This window comes from Actinoallomurus spadix, assembly GCF_024055725.1.
In the GTDB taxonomy this organism is placed as follows: Bacteria; Actinomycetota; Actinomycetes; order Streptosporangiales; family Streptosporangiaceae; genus Actinoallomurus; species Actinoallomurus spadix.
Window position 1 is genome coordinate 65,533 of sequence record NZ_JAMXMX010000024.1, and the last position, 17,597, is coordinate 83,129.

At 73.4% G+C, this 17,597-nt stretch carries 12 protein-coding genes; 7 read left to right on the forward strand and 5 right to left on the reverse strand.

The window, feature by feature from the left end; all coding sequences use genetic code 11:
* Positions 1-59: 59 nt before the first annotated feature.
* Positions 60-1,373, reverse strand: coding sequence for a crotonyl-CoA carboxylase/reductase (gene ccrA / locus NE235_RS29015; RefSeq protein ID WP_252808457.1), 1,314 nt, complete (start codon positions 1,371-1,373; stop codon positions 60-62).
* 11 nt (positions 1,374-1,384) lie between these two features.
* On the reverse strand, positions 1,385-8,005 hold the full coding sequence (locus NE235_RS29020) for a type I polyketide synthase (protein WP_252808458.1): 6,621 nt from the start codon (positions 8,003-8,005) through the stop codon (positions 1,385-1,387).
* Between the two features lie 166 nt (positions 8,006-8,171).
* On the opposite strand from NE235_RS29020, the gene NE235_RS29025 reads away from it, so the two are divergent.
* From NE235_RS29025 to NE235_RS29040, 4 genes are all read left to right on the forward strand, one after another.
* Positions 8,172-9,740, forward strand: coding sequence for an MFS transporter (locus tag NE235_RS29025; RefSeq protein WP_252808459.1), 1,569 nt, complete (start codon positions 8,172-8,174; stop codon positions 9,738-9,740).
* Entirely contained in the window at positions 9,737-11,017 is a 1,281-nt protein-coding gene (locus NE235_RS29030) for a glycosyltransferase (RefSeq protein WP_252808460.1), read from the forward strand. Before NE235_RS29025 ends, NE235_RS29030 begins: the two co-directional genes overlap by 4 nt.
* Entirely contained in the window at positions 11,014-11,181 is a 168-nt protein-coding gene (locus tag NE235_RS29035) for a hypothetical protein (RefSeq protein ID WP_252808461.1), read from the forward strand. The genes NE235_RS29030 and NE235_RS29035 overlap by 4 nt, the downstream gene beginning before the upstream one ends.
* A gap of 134 nt (positions 11,182-11,315) precedes the next feature.
* Entirely contained in the window at positions 11,316-12,098 is a 783-nt protein-coding gene (locus NE235_RS29040) for a thioesterase II family protein (RefSeq protein WP_252808462.1), read from the forward strand.
* 159 nt (positions 12,099-12,257) lie between these two features.
* Here the strand turns inward: NE235_RS29040 and NE235_RS29045 are convergent, their stop codons facing one another.
* Positions 12,258-13,706 carry a sialidase family protein gene (locus NE235_RS29045; RefSeq protein WP_252808463.1) on the reverse strand — a complete coding sequence of 483 codons (1,449 nt, stop codon included), beginning with the start codon at positions 13,704-13,706 and terminating at the stop codon, positions 12,258-12,260.
* Between the two features lie 141 nt (positions 13,707-13,847).
* The gene (locus NE235_RS29050) at positions 13,848-15,089 is read right to left on the reverse strand and encodes a helix-turn-helix domain-containing protein (RefSeq protein WP_252808464.1); all 1,242 of its coding nucleotides are present in this window, start codon (positions 15,087-15,089) and stop codon (positions 13,848-13,850) included.
* Positions 15,090-15,217: 128 nt separating this feature from the next.
* Between NE235_RS29050 and NE235_RS29055 the strand changes: the two genes are divergently transcribed.
* The 3 genes from NE235_RS29055 (at position 15,218) to NE235_RS29065 (ending at position 16,513) form a co-directional block, all read left to right on the forward strand.
* On the forward strand, positions 15,218-15,514 hold the full coding sequence (locus tag NE235_RS29055; protein ID WP_252808465.1) for a hypothetical protein: 297 nt from the start codon (positions 15,218-15,220) through the stop codon (positions 15,512-15,514).
* On the forward strand, positions 15,511-15,780 hold the full coding sequence (locus NE235_RS29060; RefSeq protein ID WP_252808466.1) for a hypothetical protein: 270 nt from the start codon (positions 15,511-15,513) through the stop codon (positions 15,778-15,780). Before NE235_RS29055 ends, NE235_RS29060 begins: the two co-directional genes overlap by 4 nt.
* A 190-nt stretch (positions 15,781-15,970) precedes the next feature.
* Entirely contained in the window at positions 15,971-16,513 is a 543-nt protein-coding gene (locus NE235_RS29065; protein ID WP_252808467.1) for a DUF4240 domain-containing protein, read from the forward strand.
* 48 nt (positions 16,514-16,561) lie between these two features.
* Here NE235_RS29065 and NE235_RS29070 read toward each other — a convergent pair whose 3' ends face one another.
* On the reverse strand, positions 16,562-17,596 hold the full coding sequence (locus tag NE235_RS29070) for an alpha/beta hydrolase (RefSeq protein WP_252808468.1): 1,035 nt from the start codon (positions 17,594-17,596) through the stop codon (positions 16,562-16,564).
* Between the last annotated feature and the right edge of the window lies 1 nt (position 17,597).

Below are 17,597 nucleotides of genomic sequence, written 5' to 3' on the forward strand. Positions count from 1 at the left end.
GCCGAGGATTCCGGTCGCCGGACGAGAAGAATCCTCGGCGGTGAGGGTCGGTGCGGCGGTCAGCGGCGGTACAAGGTCAGGTTCTCCTCGCCGACGCGGTCACGCAGGGCGGAGTCCTCGACGCCGAGGCCCTCCCGCTCGGCGGCGACGAGGAGGCCGACCTTGCCGATGTGCCGGTTCGTCTGGACCGCCCGGGTCGCCTCGCCCGCCTCCTCCAGGGGGTACACCGTGGACAGCGTCGGATGGAGCATGCCGAGGCCGATCAGGCGGTTGGTCTCCACCGCCTCGTGGTAATTGAAGCCGTGGCTGCCGACGATGCTCTTGATGTTCATCCACAGGAACCGGTTGTCGTACTCGTGCCGGTAGCCCGTCGACGAACCACAGGTGACGATCTTGCCGCCGCGCCGGGCGACGTACACCGACGCCCCGAACGTCTCCGCGCCGAGGTACTCGAACACGATGTGCGGGTCCTCGCCGGTGAGGGACCGGATCCGCTCGCCGAGCCGCCGCCACGCCTTCGGGCTGCGCAGCCCCTCGTCACCGAGCTCCAGCTCCGTGCGGTTGATGATGTGCTCGCATCCCTGCCGGCGGACCAGGTCGGCCTTCTCCTCCGAGCTGACGACCGCGACCGGGATGCCGCCGCCGTTCTTCACCAATTGCACGGCGTACGAGCCGAGGCCGCCCGTGCCGCCCCAGACCAGCACGACGTCGCCCTGCTTCATCCGGGCGCCGTGCGCGCCGACCAGCATGCGGTACGCCGTCGCGGCGCACAGCGTGTTCGCCGCCGCCTCCTCCCACGTCAGGTGCGCGGGCTTGCGGATCAGCTGGTTCGCCTTGACGACCGTGAACTCCCCGAACGCCCCGAAGTTGTTCTCGAACCCCCAGGCGAGCGCGTGGCTCGACACCCCGTCCTCCTGGCTGGCGGGCTCCTGGTCGTCGATCACACCGGCGTGGACGACGACCCGGTCACCGACCCTGAAGTTGTGCACGCCGTCACCGACCCGTACGACGACGCCCGCCGCGTCCGAGCCGAGGATGTGCCACGGCTGATCGTGCCGGGCACCCCACGGGCCGGTACGGCCCAGCTTCTCCAGGAACGCGAACGTCGGGATCGGCTCGAAGATCGCCGACCAGACCGTGTTGTAGTTGATCGCCGCCGCCATCACCGCGACGACGGCCTCGTCCGGGGCAGGCTCGGGCATCTCGACCTCACCGACGTGGATCGAGCGCCGGACGTCCTTGTCCGTCTCGCCGTCGAAGATGCCCACCTCGTCCTTGCGCGTGTGCGCGGCACGGAACCGCGTCGGCAGCTCGCAGGCGAGCAGGTCGGCGGGCCCGGCACCCGCGCGGACCGCTTCGAGCAGATCGGACATGGAACCTCCTACTAGGTGAGCAGTGCCCCCAGATGTCCGGCGAGGGCGTGCACGGCAGGCGGATCGAGCAGGTTCAAGTGGTGGGCGCCCCGGATCGGCACGACCTCCAGCCGCGGGCACAGGTCACCGAAGCCGTTCGTCTCATCGAGCTCGTAGCGGGCGTCCCGTACGGTCCAGGGCGTCGGCTCGGTCGCGCGGTACAGCATCACCCGCCCGCCGTACGGCCCCGGCCGGTACGCCTCCAGGGACCGCGTGTCCTCGTGCGACGTCACCTGGTGCTGAAGGATCGCGGGCGGCAACCGCTCCATGAGCGGCGCGGCGCGCTCCATCACAAGGCCGAGCTGCGCGTCCTCGTCCAGCCGCCGCAGCTCCTCGACGTCGAGCACCACGCCGAGGCCGTACGTCTCGTTCAGATAGGCCGCGAAGTCGGCGTACCGGCGCGCCGCGGCCTCGGCCGGGTCGTCGGCGCGGCGCGGAATCCCCGCGTCGATCAGCGCGAGCAGCTCCACGTCACCGAGGATCCGGGCCGTCTCGTACGCGACGACGCCGCCGAAGGACCAGCCGCCCAGCCGGTACGGGCCCTCGGGCCGCGCCGCACGGATCAGCCCGGCGTAACGCGCGGCCCGCTCCTCGACACTCGGCGCGTCCGCGAACCGCTCCAGCCCGAAGAACGGGCCGCCGACGAGCGTCGCGAGCTGCCGGTACACGCCCGTCGTCCCGCCCGCCGGATGCGCGCAGAAGAACGGCCGGCCCCGGGTCGCCGAGGTGAGCGGCCGGACGACGCTCCGCGCGGCCTCCTCCTCGCCGGCGCGGATCACCGAGGCGAGCTGCTCCACCGTCGGACGGGCGAACGGTTCCGCGTGGTCGATCGGGCGGCCCAGCTCCAGCTCGAGGATCTCCAGCACCGTACGGGCCTGGTCCTCGCGCCCGCCCAGGGCGAAGAAGTCGTCGGTCGCCGATACGCGCTCCGTGCCGAGGACACGCTGGAACACGCGGACGACGAGCCGTTCGGCCGCGTCACGCGCGTCGACGAACCCCGGGCGCCTCCCCGCCGGGACGGCCGCCTCCCGGACGGCCGACTCCCGGACGGGCGCCTCGGGGGCGGCCGACTCGGGGACGAGCGGCTTGCTGACCGCCGGGCCGGAGTCGGACAGGCCCAGCTCCGTGAGGGCCCAGGTGGTCAGGACGTTCACGCTGCCGCCCTGGAGCAGGACGGTGGCGGGCACGGTCAGCCCCAGGTCGGTCTCGAGCGCGCTCTTGATGCGGACCGCGACGAGCGAGTCCAAGCCCAGGTCCGTCAGCGACTGCGCCGGGTCGGGGGCGAAGCCCAGAACCGTCGCGACGCGCTCGGCGATCCGGCCTCGCACCAGCGCGCGGGCCGCGGACGGCTCGGCCGCGCGCAGCGCCTCCGGGCCCGGCCAGTCGTCCGCGGCCTCGGGGAGCGTCTCGACCAGCGCGGAGAAGTACGGCATCCGACCGAGCTCGGGAAACGCCGCGACGGCCTGCCGCGGGTCGAAACGGAGCACGCCCGTGGCCGCCCGGCCGGAGGCGAGCAGCGCCTCGAACGCCTCCGCCCCCTCCTCCGGCGTGATCGGGTCGATGCCGCTCGCGGGACCACCGCGCAGGTTCGCCGCGCCGCCGACCCGCGACCAGGTGCCCCAGTTGATCGTGTACGCGGGCACGCCCCGCTCGCGGAGCGACCCGGTGAAGGCGTCGACGGCGGCGTTCGCGGCGGCGTACGCGCCCTGACCGGGCGAGCCGAGCAGCGCGGCGGCCGAGGAGTACACCACCCACCAGTCGAGATCCCGGCCGCGCGTCGCCGCGTACAGCCGGTGCGCCCCGTCGACCTTCGGCCCCCAGACCCGGCGCAGGTCGGCGGCCTGAATGTCGGTGAAGATCCGGTCGGCCAGCCCGCCCGCCGCGTGCACGACACCGCGCAGCCGGTCCCCCGCGGCGGCGACCATCCGCTCGGCCACCCCGGGAGCGGCGACGTCCCCGAGGACCACCTCGACCTCGACACCGCTCTCCCGCAGCTCGCTGATGGCCTTCTCCGCCTCGGGCGGCGGGCCGTGCCGCCCGGACAGCACGATCCGGCCCGCGCCGCGTTCGGCCAGCAGCCGTGCGGTCACGAGGCCGAGCCCGCCGTACCCACCACTGATCACGTACGCGGCCCTGCGCCGCACCACCGCGCGCGTCCGGCCGCCGGCGGGGTCGTCGTTGAGGCGTGCGGCGGCGAGGCGGGCGACGTACCGCTTGCCGCCGCGCCGGGCGATCTCGGTGTCGGCGGGGCGGGCGCGCAGCTCGGCGGCGACCGCCTCGGCGGCCGCGTCCGGTGCGGCGTCCGGGTCGAGGTCGAGGTGGGTGGCGCGCAGGGCCGGTGTCTCGAACCCGAGCACCCGGACCATCGCGCCGGCGAACGCCTGGCCCGGGTCGCCCTCGCCGGTCCCGGCCGGGCGCAGCGCGCCCCGGGTGACCAGCCACAGGCGCGGCGCCACGGACCCGCTGGTCAGGCCGCGGACCAGGCCGGACACGGCGAGGACGAGGCGTTCGCCGGTCAGGTCGGCGGGCGGCAGGGTGACGACGTGGGCCGGGACCCGCGGCGCGGTCACCAGGTCGCGGGCCCACCGCTCGGCGCCGGTCCAGTCGCCGATCTCGCGGACCGCCCCGCCGGGCAGTTCCCCGGCGATCGGGTCGCCGGGAGCGGCCAGCACGACGGCGTCCGCGAACGGGTCGCCGCCACCCGCCGCCACCAGCGCCTCGGCCGGTTCCCAGGTGAGCTCGGCGAGTTTCACGGCCAGCGGGACGGGCGAATCCGTGCGCCCGTACGGGCGCATCCGGATGTCGGTGGCCTCGGCGAGGAGCCGTCCGCCTTCTCCGATCAGGCGGAGGGCGACCAGGTACCCCTCGTCGGCCGGGGTGACGCGGATGAGGCAGCGACCGCCGTGCCGCACCGGGCCGCGCACCCGCAGGGCGCCGATCGACTCCGGCAGCCAGACGCCGTCGCCGAGCAGGTCGGCGGCGGCGGTCAGGCAGCGGCCGAAGACCTCCGGGTGGAGGCGGAAGTGCCGGTTCACCTCCGCCGCCGGTGCGATCTCGACCTCGGTGACCACGCCCGTGTCACCGGCCGGCGCTCCGTCGCCCAGTGAGGCGGTGGCGGGCGCGCCGGAGGCACCGGCGGGGCGATCGGCGACCACTGGAATCGTGGCGGGCGCGCCGGAGGCACCGGCGGGGTGGTCGGTGGCCGCTGAGATCGTGGCGGACGCGCCGGTGGCCGGTGAGAGTGTGGCGGAGGCGACCGGGGTCCAGGTGGCGGCGGGGGTGCGGGCGTGGACCTCGACGGTCGCCTCGTCGTCGGCGAGGGTGACGGAGGTCGTGAGGGTCGTGTGCTCCTCCAGGGGCACGGGCCGATGCAGGCGCAGGCCGGAGACCGTGACGTCCGGGCCGAGCAGCTCCGCGCCCGCGGCCAGGGCGATCTCGGCGAAGACGGGGGCGGGCAGCAGGGGGTGGCCGAACGGCCGGTCCGCCCACGGGGACGCCGCCGCGCCCACGTCGGCGCTCCAGACGTGGCGGTCCTCGCCGGGGAGTTCGACGTGCGCGCCGAGCAGGGGGTGCAGGCCGGTCGTGCCGCGCGGTGGCGTGTCGATCCAGTGCCGGCGGTGCTCCCAGGCGGGGGCGGGCACGTCGATGACGCGGCCGTCCGGTGAGGGCGCGGGCAGGTGGCCGTGGACGGTCAGCGCGGCCAGGGCCTCGTGGAAGGTCACGGTGTCGTCGGCCTCGGGCGGCCGTTCCCGATCGGGACGACGGGGCGGGCGGCGCAGGGTGGGGACGACGAGCACGTCACCGGCGGTCTCGGTGATCGCCTGGGCGAGCAGCGGATGGGCGTTCACCTCGACGAACGCCGTGAATCCGTCCTCGGCCGCGGCGGCGACCGCGTCGGTGAGGCGTACGGTGCGGCGGGTGTTCGCGGCCCAGTAGTCGCCGTCGAAGGCCGGGGCCTCGCGGGGGTCCTCCAGCACGGTGGAGTAGAACGGCACCTCCGCGGGGCGGCCGTGGACGTCCGTGAGCCGGGCGCGCAGCGGGTCGAGGATGGGGTCGACGGCGGGCGAGTGGCCGGCGCCCTCCGCCTGGACGACGCGGGCGAGCAGGCCGTCGGCGGTCGCCCGGGCCGCGACCCGCTCCAGTTCGCCGGCGTCGCCGGTGAGGACGGTCTGCCGGGGCGAGGACCGGACCGCGACGTGCACGTCCGCGCCGGTCCGTACGTAGGCGAGGGCGTCGTCGGCGGCGCAGCCCAGGACGAGCATCGCGCCGCCGCCCTCCCCGGCGATGCCGTCGAGCAGCCGCGCCCGGCCGGTGATGACCGTGACGCCGTCCTCCGGGGACAGCGCGCCGGCGACGACGGCCGCGGCGACCTCGCCCATCGAGTGGCCGATCACCGCGCCGGGTTCGGCGCCGTACGAGCGCAGCAGCGTGGCGAGGCCGAGCTGCAGGCCGAACAGTGTGGTCATCGTGCGGTACACGCCGGTGACGCGTTCGCCGCTCTCCAGGGTGTCCCACAGCGAGAAGCCCGCCTGCGCGGCGAACGGCCCGTCGAGCGCGTCGATCGCGGCGGCGAACGCGGGTTCGTCGGCGAGGAGGCGGCGGCCCATGCCGGGTCGCTGCGCGCCGTACCCGGAGAAGACCCAGACCGGCGGGGCGTCGCGGACCGTGGTGACGCCGGTGATGCGGGGCGCGCGGAGGGCGGCGGCGAGCGCCGTACGGTCGCGGCCCACGACGGCGGCGGCGGCTCGACCGCGACCGAAACGGCGGCTCAGCGTGCGGGCGACGTCGGGCAGTGCCGCGTCGCCGGTCTCCAGCCAGTCGGCGAGGCGGGCGGCGTACGGGCCGATCCGGCCGGCCTCCACGTCGGAGAGGAGGAGGGTGTGCACGGCCGGTTCGCGGCGGCGCGGGCCCCTCTCCTCGGCGTGTGCGGCTTCGAGGACGACATGCGCGTTGGTGCCGCCGAACCCGAAGCCCGAGACCCCGGCCAGGGCGGGTCGGTTGCGGGTCTCGGGCCAGGGTGTTCCTTCGGCGGCGACGGCGAGGCCGAGCCCGCCGAAGTCGATGTGCGGGTTCGGCGCGCGGTAGTGCGGGGTCGGCGGGATCCACCGGTGCGCGAGCGCGAGCACGACCTTGATCAGTCCGGCGACGCCGGCGGCGGCCTCCAGGTGGCCGAGGTTCGCCTTGACCGACCCGATGAGCGTCGGCCGGCCGCCGGGAGCCCAGCCGTCGGTGTTCGGGCCGTCGGGAGCCGGGGTGCCGGAATCCGGCCCGCCGGGGGCCGAGCTGCCAGGGACTGGGCCGCCGGGAGCCGGGGCGTGCAGGGCGGCGCCGAGGGCGCGGGCCTCGATGGGGTCGCCGAGGAGGGTTCCGGTGCCGTGCGCCTCGACGTAGTCGGGGCGGCCGAGCCCGGCGTACGCGGCGCGGAGGACGGCGACCTGTGCCTCGGCGTTCGGGGCGACGAGGCCGGTGGAGCGGCCGTCGGAGTTGACCGCCGACCCGCGGATCACCGCGAGCACGCGGTCGCCGTCGCGCCGGGCGTCGGACAGGCGCTTGAGGACGACGGCGCCGCAGCCCTCGGCGCGGACCATGCCGTCCGCCGACGCGTCGAACGGCTTGCAGCGGCCGTCCGGGGCGGTCGCGCCGCCCAGGTCGAACGTCTTGGTGATCAGCGGGGAGAGCAGGACGTTCACGCCGCCGGCGACGACGAGGTTGCTCTCCCCGGCGCGCAGGGATCGTACGGCCAGGTGCGTCGCGACCAGCGACGACGAGCAGGCCGTGTCGACGATCAGGGAGGGGCCGCGCAGGTCGAGGAGGTAGGACAGGCGGTTCGCGACGATGCTCAGCGCGGCGCCGGTGGCGGTGTAGGGCCGCAGGGGCGCGGTGCCGGTGAGGTAGCCGTACTCGGGGGCGGAGACGCCGACGAACACGCCGGTGCGGCTGCCGCGCAGGCTCGGCGGCGCGACGCCCGCGTGCTGGAACGCCTCCCAGGCGACCTCGAGCATCAGCCGCTGCTGGGGGTCCATGACGTCGGCCTCGTCGGGGGTGATGCCGAAGAAGCGGGCGTCGAAGCCGGTGACGTCGTCGAGGAACCCGCCGAACCGGGTGACGTCCTCCAGGGTGCCGTCGTCGAAGGGGTCCCAGCGGCCGTCGGGCACCTCCCGGATCCCGTCGCCGCCGTCGAGCAGTAAACGCCAGTAGGACTCGGGACCGGAGACGCCACCGGGGAATCGGCAGCCGATTCCGATGACGGCGATGGGCTCCTCCGAATTGGCCGAAAGTTGCGGCGCGTCATTCGCCGAATCACCGTGCGGAGCGAAGAATTCACCCTGGGCGATCACGTGGGCGAGGCGGGCGATGGTGCGGTGTTCGTAGAGGAGGGTGGCGGGCAGTCGCGCGCCGACGAGTTTTTCGAGTTCGCCGGCGATGGCGACCGCGTCGCGCGAGGTCAGGCCCAGTTCGTCCAGGGGGCGGTCGGGGTCGACCTCGGTGGCGGGCACCTTGCACCGGCTCGCCACGGCGTCGACGAGGAAACGGCGAATCGCCGGCTTTCCCGGTCGGCGGGGGCCGGGTACGTCCGGCTCGGTGGCCGCCATTCGTGCTACCCCCATTACGCAGGGTCACTGATGAAACAACGCGAAGAAGTGAACACCGTGTCTTATCGGGCATGAGTCCCGATGCGCACAAACGCCACTTTTCTCTCAACTGCGTTATCACCGCGATGACAAGACTCACCGGAGTGAATATGGCCTTATAGGTCGAATGGCCCGCACGCGACATGGATGGACGCTCACTGTGATCGCGGTCGCCGGGTTCATGACCACCCTGGACAACACGGTCGTGAACGTCGCGCTACCGTCGATCCAGCGTGACCTGCACATCTCCCTGTCCGCCCTGGAATGGGTCGCGACCTCGTACATCCTGATCTTCGCGAGCGTCATGCTCGCCGGCGGCCGGCTGGCCGACGTGTACGGCCGCAAGCGCGTCTTCCTGATTGGCCTGGCCGTCTTCACGGCGGCGTCCGGACTCGCCGGGCTGGCCGGAAGCGCCGGGACGCTGATCGCCGCCCGCGTCGTCCAGGGCGCCGGCGGCGCGCTGGTCATCCCGGCGGGACTCGCGCTCGTCACCGTCGGCCGTACCGAACGCGAGCAGGCGCGGGGCACCGTCGTCTGGGTCGGCTCCGCCGCGCTGGCGCTCGCCCTCGGGCCCCTGGCCGGCGGGTACATCGCCCAGCACTGGGCCTGGAACTGGATCTTCCTGGTCAACCTGGCGCCCGGCCTCGCCGTCGTGCTCCTGGGCGTCTTCGTGATCCCCGAGTCGCGCGACACGGGCGCGGACGGCGTCGACCTGCCCGGCATGCTCGCCTCCGGGACCATGCTGTTCGCCGTAACGTACGCGCTGAACGATGTCGCCGCGCACGGCTGGGGCGGCGGCGTGGTGATCGGGGCGTTCGCGCTGGCCGCCGTGGCGCTCGCCGCGCTCGTCACGGTCGAGCGGTGGGCCGCCTCGCCCATGATCGACCTGGTGTTCTTCCGCAGCCGGGCGTTCGCGGGCGGGATCGCCGTGCAGGTCCTGTGGGGCGTCGGCTTCAACGGCGTGCTGTTCTACGCCTCGCTGTTCCTGCAGCAGGTGCTGCGGTTCTCCCCCACGGAGACCGGCGCGGTGTTCCTGCCGCCGGCCGTGGTCATCGCCGCCCTGACGCCCGTGTCGTTCTGGGTGGGCCGCAGGATCGGCGCCCGCTCCACCATCGCCTGGGGCCTGTTCCTCATGGCCGCCGGGATGGCGGCGTTCGCGTTGCTGCGGCCCGGCGACGGCTACGCCGACCTGCTGCCCGGCGTCGCCCTCATCGGCGCCGGCTCCGCGCTGAACATGCCGCTCGCCGGCTACGTCCTGACCTCCATCCCTGAGGAACGTTCCGGCGTCGCGGGCGGCATCCTCAGCGTCGGCCGCGAGGTCTCCGGAGCCTTCGGCATCGCCGTCATCGGCGTGATCATCTCCGCGCGGCAGCGGTCCGAGATGGCGTCCGGGACGAGCCGCGCCGCCGCGTTCGAGCACGCCACCTCCGCCGGGCTGCTGTGCGGCGCTGGCCTGGTCTGCCTCGGCGCGCTCATCGCCCTGCTCACGCTGCAGCCCCGCCCGCGCCGCGCCCGGCACGCCCGGCCGTACGGCCCGCCCCAGGGCGAGATCCGGGACGGAGGCCGGGGCGAGACGCCGGGTGAGAGTTCGGGTGAGAGCCGGAGCGGGAGCCGGGGTGAGGTCGCCGACGTGCCGGACGCGCCCGGGGCGGCGCCGTTGCGGGCCTGGTCGCCGTCGGCCGGGGGCGTGCGGTGACCGGGGTGCGGCGCGACATCGTCATCTTCGCCGCCGGTTCGCGAGGCGACGTCCAGCCCTGCGTCGCGCTCGGCCGGGGCCTGGCCGAGCGCGGCCACGGCGTCCGGCTCATCATCGCGACCGGGCAGGAACCGCTCGCCGCCGGGCTGGACACCACCGTCCTGTCCGTCGACCCGGCCCGGCTCCTGGAGACCGACGAGGTCCGCGAATGGCTGCGGCGCGGCCACAACCCGCTCACCTTCGTCGCCGGGTTCCGCCGCGTGATCCGGCCGATGGCCGAGATGCTGCTCGGCGAGATCCTCGCCGGCTGTAAGGACGCCGACCTGCTCGTCTTCCCGACGCTGGGCTTCGTCGGGCACCACCTCGCCGAGTACCTCGGCATCGACCACGCCCTGATCCACTTCCAGCCCAGCCAGCCGACGAGCGCCTTCCGGCACCCCCTGGTATCGCGGGCGTGCGGCGCGAACCGGCTGAGCTACCACCTGGTGGAACAGCTCGCCTGGCAGCTCATCCGGCCCATCCTGAGCACCTGGCGGCGCGACACGCTCGCGCTGCCGAAGCCACCCCTCGGCGGCCCGGTCCGCACCGTACGGGACGTCCCGGTGCTGGCCTGCTTCAGCGAGGCCGTCGTGCCCCGGCCACCGGACTGGCCCCCGCACGTCCACGTCACCGGGTACTGGTTCCTGGACGAACCCGCGTGGACGCCGGACCCGCGGCTCACCGACTTCCTCGCCGCCGGCCCGCCCCCGGTCTACGTGGGGTTCGGCAGCATGACGCCGCCGCGCCCGGAGGCGATGGTCGCGACGGTACGGGCGGCGCTGCGCGCCGCGGGCCTGCGCGGGATCCTCGCGTTCGGGGAGGACGGGGCGGACGACGACGTCCTGACGGTCGGGGACGTGCCGCACTCATGGCTGCTGCCCCGGACGCTGGCGGCCGTGCACCACGGCGGCGCGGGCACCACGGCCGCCGCGCTGCGGGCCGGGATCCCGGCCGTCGTCTGCCCGTTCTTCGGCGACCAGGGGTTCTGGGGCGGCCGGGTGGCGGCGCTCGGCGCCGGGCCGGCCCCGCTGCCGATCAAGCGGCTGGCGCCGGAGCCGCTGACCGCGCGGATCACGGCCGCCGCCGGGGACGAGAGGATGCGCCGCCGGGCGGCGGAGCTGGGCCGGCGGATCGCGGCGGAGGACGGCGTCGGCCGTGCCTGCGCCGCGCTGGAGGACGCCCGGTGGGCCAGGCGGATCCGCGCGGCCGGGGAAAAGGGAGACGGGGACGATCGATGACGGGCTTCGTGCACCACCTGCGCACTCAGGTCGCGCGCTTCGGCGACGACCGCTCGTACGCGCTGGTCGACGAGCACCAGGGCGAAGTCGAGGCGTACCGGTCGACTGCGCGCACACCGAGATGGCCGATCCCGGCCCACCGGCCCACGTCGCCGCGAAATTGAAGGAGAGTCTGAAGCCATGACCGACCCGTTCGAAGACCCCGACGGCCGCTGCCTCGACCACGTCAACGAGCACTGGACCGACATGCGCCCGAAGAGCCTCATCGCGGCCATGGAACAGCAGGAGAGGGGCTGAGGTGCCGGGCTGGATCCGCACCTTCCAGGCCCGGCCCGCCGCGGCCACGCGGCTGATCTGCTTCCCCCATGCCGGCGGGTCGGCGGCGTTCTACCGGCCCTGGGCGCAGGCGGCCACGGACGTCGACGTCCGCATCGCGGAGTACCCCGGCCGGGCGGATCGCCTGTTCGAGCCCCTCGTCGACGACGCCCGCGAGGTCGCCCGTGCCGTCACCGAGGCGCTCGGGCCTCTCCTGGACCGGCCGGTCGCGCTGTTCGGGCACAGCATGGGGGCGACCATCGCCTACGAGACGGCCCGCCTCCTGGCCGCGCGCGGAACTCCGCCGGCGCACCTGTTCGTCTCCGCCTCCCGCGCCCCGCACGACCGTCCGGGCGGATCGCCGGAGGAGGTCCTTCACGACAAGCCCGACGACATCCTCGTCGCCGGCCTCGTCCGGCTCGGCGGCACGGACACGGAGACCCTCGCCGACCCGCAGCTGCGCGAACTCGTCCTCCCGTACGTCCGGAGCGACTTCCGGCTCCTCGAGTGCTACCGGCACGAGCCCGGCCCGCTCCTCGACGTCCCGATCACCGCCTTCACCGCGGACGCCGACCCGGTCGTCACATCCGCGCAGGCCGGACGCTGGGCCGAGCTGACCACCGGCGCGTTCACGCTGCGGGTCTACCCCGGCGACCACTTCTACCTGGTCCCCCACCAGGACGCGCTGCTGGCGGCGATCCGGGAACGAATCGCCGACCGACCCGGACCACCGCCCCTCCCGAGGAGAGACCGTGCCCACGACTGATCCGGTCTGACTCCACCGATCAGCGGCCGGTGGGCGACGCCGCCGCGGTCGAGGCGCGGTGATCGTTTTCACACGAACCTCGTGCGCGCCGTCGCCGTCCGGCCGGAGGCCGTGAGCGGTGCGACCCGCCGGAAGCGCCGGCGGGCCGCACCGGCCCGGTCAGTTGTAGAAGGTCGCGCTGTGGACGTCGACCGGGTTGGCGCCGTCGCCGGTGGCCACGCCGTACACGGCCACGAAGGCCGAGCCGGTCGAGACCAGGCCGGTGTAGTCACCGAGCATCCGGCCGGAGCTCGTCGACGGCACCTTCCGCGCGTCGAACGGGCCCTCCACGTGCCGCTCGCGCCACGACCCGGACTTCGTGCAGTCCGCCGCGCAGGTCACGGCCCAGAAGTCGGTGGGCAGGGTGGCGGCGGACGTGTTGTGCCGGAAGTCGTAGTACGTGACCGCCACGGTGCCGCCGGGGGACACGGCGATCGCGGGCACCGCGGCCGAACCGGTGGGCGTCTTGTCCACGCGCACCGGCGTGGACCAGGTCTTCCCGTCGTCGGCGGACCGCGCGTACGCGACGTGGAACGTGCCGTCGGCGTCCTGACTCTGCCAGACCGCGTTCACCACCTTGCTGTTCGGCTGGGCCGCCAGCAGCGGCAGCGTCGCGTTGCGCACCGGGTCGCCCGAGCCGTCCGGGTCCGGGATCTTGGTGCCCACGGCGAACGGGGCCGCCACGTTCAGCGTCGGCGCCGACCACGTGGCACCGCCGTCCGTCGAGCGGATGACCTGGGTGGCGGCGGTGGTGTCGGTCTCTTGGTGCATGCCGATCAGCAGCGTCCCGTCGGCCATCGGCACCAGCTCGGTGCCGATGGCGCCGCTGTTCGTCGGAACGTCGTACGCCTTCTTCGTCGTCCAGGTGCGCCCGTCGTCGGTCGACTTCGCCAGGTAGACCGGCTGCACCCAGCTGCCGTCCGCCCGGGTGTCGACCCGGTCCCACACCGCGTAGACCACGCCCGGGTGGTAGGGGTCGGCGGTGACCGCCGGGCGGTCGTTGAAGAACTCCGGGTCGTCGTCCCGCTGCAGGGTCACCGGGGCGTCCCAGTGCTCGCCGCCGTCCGCGGACCGCGACACCAGCATCGCCGTGACCTCACCGGTCCTCGACAGCGAGAACGACGCGGCCACCGCCACACCGGACGGCGTGACCGTGACCCAGTGGTCCGTCGTGACGTCGTAGTCCCCGCCGTTCGCCGCGGTGCCGCCGTTGCAGCGGGAGAAGGCGGGCTGGTTCGCCGACCGGTGCCAGGTCGCGCCGTTGTCGTCGGACACGGCCGTGACGGCCCCGTTACTGCCGTACCGGTTCCACCGGTCCTGCTGGTAGACCGCGACGAGGTGCCCGGGTCGCTTCGGGTCCCGCGCCACCATGGGCTGGACCTCGGTGTTCGGGTTCAGCACGTACCCGTCGCCCTCGGGCGACCCACACCCCGCCGGCAGTGCGCTGGTCCCCGAGACCGGCACCACACTGGCAGGGTCGGAACCATCCGCGTACGCGGCCTGAGCCGCCATGGCGCAGGCGGCCACGGTGGCCGCCGCGATCAGCACTGACCTGGAACGTCGTTTCAACGGTGCCTTCCTCATCCTCGACAGGGGACGCCGCCGCCCGGCGGGGCAGCGTGTTCCCGAGAGGCGCCGAACGGCACGCCCGACGCTACAGCTCCAAGATCATCTTCGCCTCAAGATCGTTTAACTCGGCCGACCGGGTGTTCAGTGGGCGAGCCGTTCTTCGAGCTCCACCACGCAAGGATGCGCAGGCCACGTGGCGGCCATGCGTGCGTGAACGCGGGCGATCTCTCCGAGGGTCTTGGCACCTCCGGTCACCGAGGCGATCGCATGGGCATGCCGCAACTCCGCCGCCGCGGCGTCGGGTTCGCCCCCGGCCGCGAAGGCCGCAGCGGCTCGGACCCGGTACCAGGCGACCCACTCGGAATCGCGTACGGCAGGAGCCAGGGCCTCGATCGCGTCCGAGATGGTGTTCGCCGCGCGAACGAGAGCGGGCGAGCCGTCCGCCAGGTACGCCAGGATGAGCCCCCGCTGCATCCGGAGAATCTCCGGCCCATAAAAGTAAAGGGAGTCCGGGCCGCCACCGGACGACCCACCGGCGAGGACCTGTTCGGCCTCACCTAGGGCCTGAAGCGCGCCGTCCCTGTCACCCATGATCGCGAGCGCGCGGCCTCGTTGCTGGATCGCGACGGTACGGGTTCCGGTGGCCGTGGCCGTCTCCGCGGCTGCCTCCGACAGGGCGACCATGGAGCCGATATCGCCTGTCACCCATGCCAGGTGGCCCTGCATGGACAGGGCGGTGGCCGCCAGGTCCGCGTCACCCGCCTGGATGCCGAGCCGCAGCGCCTGGTCGTACAGGGCTCCGGCGGCCTCGTGGCGGCCGGTGGCGGTATGGAGCCAGCCGCTGAACTGGGACGCTCCAGAGGCGACGGCCGCCAGGTCGTCGGCCAGACGACCGCGCGTCTCGCGGAGGATCCGAATGGTCAGCTTGAGCTGTTCCCCGGCCGGTTCGATGATCGCCGCAGACCCGATCACGTCCTCGATACGACGCTGACCCGCGAGGGTCCCACTCAGGTCGGCGACGACGGCGGTGTCGACGCGCGATGGACGGCGCGCGGCCTGGATCAACCGCTCCTCATCGTCCGGGGTGTGCCGTCGGCCGCCGCCTCCCCCGCTCACGGCCGAAACCTCGCCACGGCGGACCGCCCTCGTGATCGAGGCCGCCTCCTCCAGCATGCTCAGCTCCACGCCGAGCGCGACGGCTAAAGCGGGGAGATGAACGGTCGGAATCCGCCCCCCGCGCTCGTACCGCGAGATGTCCCACCGCGTCAGGTTGGCTCGCGAGATCCCGTTGACCCGCGCGGCCAGGTCGGCTTGGGACAACCGCGCCTCGGCGCGTAGACGCGTGAGGAGTAGGGCGATGGGGAGTCGCGTCTGCTCATTCATGCGGCGGCTTTCGTCAGCTGCTGTGGGCCTGTCACCGGCCCACGGTCGGGGCTCCTCCCATCATGCCTCAGCGGAGGTGAGATGAGACACACGGTGACCGAGCGAACACGTAAGGCAAGGAGGATCGAATGGGAGAGGAGAGCCCCGCCCACACGACCTGGAGCCATGCGGACAAGGTCGATCGGCTGACCGCGCTGTGCCGGGAGCTGATCAAGCGCGGGGTCCGCGTCGAGATGAGCGACGCACGTCCGGCCTTGGCGGTGCGGCTCAGCCTGACGACGCCGCGTTTGTCGGTTCAGATGGTCGACGGTGCTTTCGTGTGGCGGCGCGACGACCTGGACCGGCACGCGGCCGACGATGTGGTCGGGGCCGCGCACCGGATCGCCACCTACCTCAAGGCACGCGGTGAGGACGGTGCGCCATGACGGAGGCGGCTGCGGCGGACCGGCGTGTTCCTCCGGCGGTCACGTCCCGCGAGCCTTCCAGCGGCTCGTGGGCGAGCCCTGACCCTGCCTGGGTGATCTCCCAGCGGTTCCCGGGCCTCATCTTCTGGTTCGGACGGTGCACCCGGTCGTGGTGGGCGCTCGTGCGGACTCCGGCCGGGTGGCGGCTGGTCGAGGCCGCCGACGCCGACGAGCTCACCCGAGCGGTTCTCGATGCGCACACCTGGCCGTGGCCCGGGACCACGTGATTCGGGACTCGGCCGCCGCTCTTGCCTCTTTGCCGTCTCAGCTGCTTCGTTGCCGTCGCAGGGGACTGGGTTTCGTCCCGCTTGTGTCCCCCATGCCGGCAACACCGGCGGCGAGCATCAGGAGGCGGGGGCGGCGAGCCGCTGGTCGATGGTCGGCGTGTTTGTCGGAGGGGGTCAATAGCATCCGCGAATGACTGTCGATCAGGGTGATCAGCGCCTTCCCACGGCTGATGAGGAAGCGCGCTTCTGGGAGCTGCTCGAAGCGGCGTGGGCGCCGTTGGGTGACGACGTCGAGCAGGCGCGGCGGGCACTGGCGACCCGCGGTCCGGACGATGACGGCGACTCCGCGCTTCTCTCCGTCCTCGAGGGTGCCTTCGAAGGCTTCGTGCACAATCTGACGGAGCAGAGCCGGGACCTGTCGGCGGCGGAGCTGATCGATCTCGATCGGGTCCTGGAGCGGAAGCTCTTCGACATCGACCGCGCGGACATCCACGCCGTCACCGACGGCTCCGACGACGGCTTCCTGTACGCGCGGGGCTTCATCGTCGCCCTCGGGCGTGACTACTACGCCGCGGTGGTCCGCGATCCCGAGAAGGCCGTGCTGGACGCGGACTGCCAGGAGATGTGCTACTTCTTCGCGCAGCTGCACCACGAGCGGTTCGGTGACTTCCCGGCGACCGGTTCGGGCATCTCCCGCGAGTCGTGTTCGAATCCCGCAGGCTGGCACTCCTGACCCGACCCGCCGAACGCGAGTCCCCGCCCCGGCCGGGGCGGGGTGAGGTCAGACGCGCTTGGCGCCGATGGCGGACATCAGCTTGGGCCAGGCGGTGTGCATCTCCCGCTTCCAGGCGGGCCAGGAGTGCCGGCCGGCGCCGTAGATGTGCGAGGTGACCGGGACGCCGAGCTGCTGGGCCTTCTGGAGGAAGGTCACGTTCGTGGCGCCGACCATCCGCTCGCTGAGCAGGCCGATGTCCCACGGCGCGGTGTTCGGGTCGTCGCCCGGGCCGGGCTTGCCCGTCGTGCCCGAGGAGATGTAGACGCCGGTGCCCTCGAGGCGCTGGATGAGGTACAGCGGGTCGTGCTGGCGCCAGTTGACGTCGTCGGCGCCCGGCACGCCCCAGATGCGGAACGGATCCGTGCCGTCGCCGGCGCCGACGATCGTGAACATCAGCAGCGCCGGCACACCCGGTGATCGCAGCGAGAGCACCCCGCTGTACGAGGCTGCGTACCGGTACAGGCCCGGGTAGCGCTCGGCGTACGTGATCGCGCCCTCGCCACCGGAGGAGTTGCCCATGACGGCGCGCGAGGTCCCGGCGTGGTAGGCGCGCTCCGCGATCTCCCGGACCTCGAAGTTGTGGAAGGTCTCCCACTGCGGGGTGCCGTACTTCCCGTAGTTGTACCAATTCGTGTAGGAGCCGTTCACGCCGCCCTCCGGCATGACGACCATGACGTTGTACTTGTACGCGTAGGTCTCGATGTCGGTGCTGCGGGTCCACGACTGGTAGTGGTCGCGGCCGCCGTGCAGCGCGTACACCACCGGGTACCGCTTGGTGGTCGAGGTCTTCCAGCCCTTCGGCACCAGGATCCGCACCTTGACCGACTGGCCGAGCGCGACGGACTTGATCGTCAGATCGACCTCATGACTCGTCAGCCACTTCTGCGACGTGACGCGCGCCCCGTCGCTCGCCTTGGCGCTCTTCGGGACCTTGTTGCTCGGCTTGCTCGCCGCGTCGGCGGGTGCCGCGCCCACCATGGCGACGGCCAGGGCCGCGCCCACGGTCGACGCGACGGCGCGGCGGAGCGGAGTACCTGGCATG